This window comes from candidate division KSB1 bacterium (genome assembly GCA_022562085.1).
GTDB lineage: Bacteria > Zhuqueibacterota > Zhuqueibacteria > Oceanimicrobiales > Oceanimicrobiaceae > Oceanimicrobium.
On the sequence record JADFPY010000365.1, the window covers coordinates 1 to 4,394 of the forward strand.

General features: G+C 48.4%; 4 protein-coding genes. All 4 read right to left on the minus strand.

What is annotated here, in order from left to right; all coding sequences use genetic code 11:
* Positions 1–1,607, minus strand: a 1,607-nt coding sequence (locus tag IH879_20320; protein ID MCH7677274.1) for an ABC transporter permease, incomplete at its 3' end; no start/stop codon positions are given.
* Positions 1,604–2,464, minus strand: coding sequence for an arginase family protein (locus IH879_20325; GenBank protein MCH7677275.1), 861 nt, complete (start codon positions 2,462–2,464; stop codon positions 1,604–1,606). The genes IH879_20320 and IH879_20325, both read right to left, overlap by 4 nt.
* A gap of 35 nt (positions 2,465–2,499) precedes the next feature.
* Positions 2,500–3,648 carry a glycosyltransferase gene (locus IH879_20330; protein ID MCH7677276.1) on the minus strand — a complete coding sequence of 383 codons (1,149 nt, stop codon included), beginning with the start codon at positions 3,646–3,648 and terminating at the stop codon, positions 2,500–2,502.
* A gap of 4 nt (positions 3,649–3,652) precedes the next feature.
* Positions 3,653–4,390, minus strand: a complete 738-nt coding sequence (locus IH879_20335) for an ABC transporter ATP-binding protein (protein ID MCH7677277.1) — start codon at positions 4,388–4,390, stop codon at positions 3,653–3,655.
* Positions 4,391–4,394 lie beyond the last annotated feature (4 nt).

Here is a 4,394-nt window from a genome sequence, read left to right on the forward strand (position 1 = left end):
GCTTTGACTTCCTCTTTCTGATCCGGCTGAATGTCGAATAAAATCAGGTTCGGTCGATCCTGGCCGGCGGCAAACGTTACTTTTTCAAGTAACAAATTGTGTGACAAATAGAGCGTCGTAATCAGGTAAGTCCCCAAACCGATGGACAACATCAGCACCAGCGTTTGATTGTTTGGCCGGTAGAGATTAGCCAACCCCTGCCGCCAGACATAGGGCCACGATTTGGGAATGAACTTTCTGAACAGCACGTTAATTAACTTAGCAACTCCGGCAAGTACGCCAAAAGCAACCGCAATCGCTGCCGTAAAAATTCCGCCGAGCAGGGGGTCCTGGGTTTGTAAGATCGCAAATCCGCCGATCGCTAAAAAGATGATAAGGGCAACCAGCCATCTGAGCTTGTCTTTTGAGGTTGTGGTGTTTTCAAATGATGCCCGTAATGCCAGCAGCGGCGAAACCTTGCGAATGGAGAGCAGAGGAAGCAGGGCAAATAGCAAAGATAGTACAAGTCCAATCGACATGCCCTGCAAAACTGCCGGCCATGAAACAGCATATCCAACTTCGACCGGCAAAAAATCGCTTAAAACATTTGGCAGGAAAAATTGAATACCCATCCCCAGAATGGCGCCCAAGAACGATCCCAGGAGCGCCATGACCCCGACCTGGATAAGATAAATCAGAAAGGCCTCTTTTGAGCCGGCGCCGAGGCAGCGCAGAATGGAAACATTTTCGAGCTTCTGCCGGGTGTAAACGTGCACCGCACTGCCGACACCGATGCTTCCCAAAATCAACGCCACAAACCCCACCAGGCCCAGAAAACGGTACAAGTTTCCTATGACTTCGTCCATGTCTTCTAGGCGCTCCTTAACGGTATCGATGCGCAGCCGGAATTTGTTTCTTTGCCCTTCGATGGCTTGCACCAGCGCTTCCACGTCGCGGTCGTCGTCAAACTTAAAATAAACCCGGTAGCGCACTAAACTGCCGCGCTGAATCAGATTTGTTTCCTCCAGATAATCAGGCGGTATAAAAACCCGCGGATTAAAGGTGCTGGCGATAGCAGGATTGTTTGGCGTTTTGGTGATGCGGGCGGCAATGTTAAATGTCGTGGCGCCAATCTTAATGGAATCTCCCGGAGTGGCGTGGTACTGTAACATGAGAACGTTATCAACCAGAGCGTTCGGGCCGGCTTTGTAATTGTTGACGGCAGCTTTGGGGTCGGTAGCGATTTCTCCATAAAAAGGAAAGTCGCCTTTTAAAGACCGGACCTGAACCAAGCGCGACTCTTGCGATTTGGGGAAATAAGCCATGGAAATAAACAGCCATTCCCGGGCCTGTTCGCCGCCGATGGAATCTATAAATGCTTCGATTTCAGGTGTGAACGGCTGTAAGCTGGAGAACATCAAATCTGCGCCCAGCAAAGTTTTAGCCTGGTCGTCCATAGCTTTTTCCAAAGTCTGGCCAAAAGAACCGATTGAGACCAGGGCGGCGATGCCCATAACGATCGAGGTCATAAACAAAAACAGCCGCTTGCGGTGGGTGCGGCTGTCGCGCCAGGCCATTTTCCACAGCCAGGGATTGAAGACGCCTCGTTTTGAAGTCGGTCGATTCATTTTAAAACCGCTTTCACAATTAGAGAAATGAGGTCGAGTCCAGCTGCCAGGCCTTTGTTTTCCGGATCCATCTCCGGATCATAGGCGGTAACTGACGCGCCTGAGATCGGAAATTTCGCAGCGATGCTCTCAATAATTTCTTGCATTTGCTCAGGACTGAGGCCTTCTGGGGGTTGATAAGAATTCACCGGTGCAAAATCAGGATTGAGCACATCCATGTCAATATGAAGATAAACGCCTTCGACACTTCCGGACAATTTATCCAAAATCGGATTTAGCGTTTCGACCGTACCGCTATCTTGGATCTGCTCATAACGAGCAAGTTTTATTTGAGAGTCTTTTAATCTAAGTTCCTCGGCTGCATCCAAATCGCGGCTGCCAACCATAGCGACGCGGTTCTCAGCCAACGGTCGAAAGCCCGGAATTGCTTGCGCCAGCGATTTCCAGCAATGACCGACAATTATCGACAGCGCCATGCCATCCAAAAATCCGGAAGTCGTGGTTTCCGGAGTGTTAAAGTCGCCGTGGGCGTCAAACCAGATCAAAGCAAGATTTCTCGATTCAAATCCCGCCAGAGCCCCAACCGTGCTGCTGCAGTTTCCGGAAAGGATGAGCGGAAATTGATCGTGCGCTAATGCGAGTTTCACTTGATTTGAAATTTCTCGCTGCAACTCGAAAGTTGTGCCAACTTCCGTTGGAAAGCTGCCCTTGCTTTCTGCAATTATATCCGTAACCGACTCATCTATTTCTTGCAATCTGTCAACCAAGCCGTTTGCTATAAAATGAGAGGGTCCACGCCCCATTCGTTGATCACGAATACCGGAGTCATAGGGGACTTGTATGATTCGAATGCTCATTTTTTCCAAAAAAGACGTTAACTTTTATCAATTCATCACCGGTATTTATGAATCTCCTCGATGGGATAAAATGTGCCTCGCCAGGAGATACCCCCTTGTGAAATAGTCATAACCGTCGAGCGTAAGAGAATATAAATGTGTAGAATAACCGCCAGCGGAGAAGCCAGAGCTGAACGCAGCGGCAGTTGCATATATCTGGCGGCGGCTATTTGCAGCAAGGTGTTGAGAACGACAATGAAGCCATTTAGAAACAGCAGGCTGCCACTGGTCAAAAACAAGGCCAGGAGCGGCCAGAGATTAAGCATCAGATAGTACATGATAGCACCGCTGATTTTGATGACGCTGAAATCCAAAACTGCGAAAGAGTTCTTGGTTAAGCCATCGATCATTTCACGGGCCCCTGAATACCATTCGAGAAAAATCATGTCCGCGCCACCAAGGAAGTCCTGGCGAAATCCATGCTTTTTTATTAATTGGCCCAGCTTCAAGTCATCAGCCACGCACATCGGGATCGCTTGCATTGAACCAATCTGCTGATAAACCTGCCGCCTCATCAGGCTAAAAGCGCCGCCGCCCACAAACCGTTTGCTGCCGGGATTTTTTGCTTTCCACGGTTTGAAAAAAAGCATAAAGTTGATTACAAAAATGACCAGCATGGCATTTGTTATGGCATTGGTTTTAGCGATTTGGGGACCGACGACAAGGTGATCAAAATTCTGATTTTGTAAATAAAATACGGCCCTTTTTAAAGCTGTTTTATTCATGACGATATCTGCATCAGAAAAAAGTAAAAATTCGCCGGTGGCTTGCTCAGCGCCAAAAAACAGGGCGTAATTTTTTCCCAGCCAACCGGATGGAAGTTGGGACAAATGAAAGACCCGCAAATTCGGGTAGGTTTTTGCCAACTTATCTAAGATTTCGCCAGTGGCATCGGTCGAGCGGTCATTGACGGCAATGACCTCGAGATTTCGATACTCCTGATTCAAAACCGAAGTCAGGGCAATTTTGAGCTTTTGCTCTTCATTGCGGGCCGGGATTACCACCGAGAGCGTGGGCTCGACGAATTCCCCGCCTGGTAAGATATTTTTTAAAGGAAAAATTTTTCTTTTACCTATCGCCAACTCAACGACTCCGAAAATCAAAATGCCCAGGGTTAAAAAGGCCAGGAAATGCAGCGCGCTCATAAAATCACCCAATCTCTGATGGATTTATTACGGTCGGTCTGCTTTGCGCAGGAGATTGATCTTTATTCAAAGAATCCAGAACGATCGATCCTGCATGTAATTTGACGATTCGTTTTGCCTTGCGGGCCAGTTCGCTATTATGTGTCACCATGACCAGCGTGGTGCCGGCTGCTCGATTTAGCTCAAACAGGAGCTCGATCACCCGTTCGCTGGTTTCGGCATCCAGGTTGCCGGTCGGTTCATCAGCAAACAAAACCTTTGGACGGTTGATGAATGCCCGCGCCAATGCCACCCGCTGCTGTTCACCGCCGGAGAGCTGCACCGGGTAGTGTTTTGAGCGATCGCCAAGACCCACTTGCTCGAGCAGTTCGTCTGCTTTTTTTTGAACATGATTTTCACCACGCAGCTCAAGCGGCACCATAACATTTTCGATCGCAGTCAGAGTTGAAATGAGCTGAAAATTTTGAAAGACAAAACCGATGGTTTCGTTGCGGACTTTGGCGCGCTCATCTTCGTTCAGATTGTTTAATTGAACTCCGTTTAGCACAACTGAGCCTGTTGTTGGTAAATCGAGTCCGGCACACAGGCCGAGCAGGGTGGTTTTACCGCTGCCCGAGGGTCCGACAATGGCGCAAGAAGTTCCTTCTTCGATCTCGAGAGAAATGTCTTTTAACACAGTCAGGGTTTTGCTGCCGCTTTTGTAAGTTTTTGATAAATCGTGAACTGCAAGAATTGTGTTCATAGGC

Excerpts from the sequence above, each read along its gene's own strand:
- IH879_20325 (MCH7677275.1), bottom strand. The coding sequence starts at position 2,464 with ATGAGCATTCGAATCATACAAGTCCCCTATGACTCCGGTATTCGTGAT.
- IH879_20330 (MCH7677276.1), bottom strand. The coding sequence starts at position 3,648 with ATGAGCGCGCTGCATTTCCTGGCCTTTTTAACCCTGGGCATTTTGATT.
- IH879_20335 (MCH7677277.1), bottom strand. The coding sequence starts at position 4,390 with ATGAACACAATTCTTGCAGTTCACGATTTATCAAAAACTTACAAAAGC.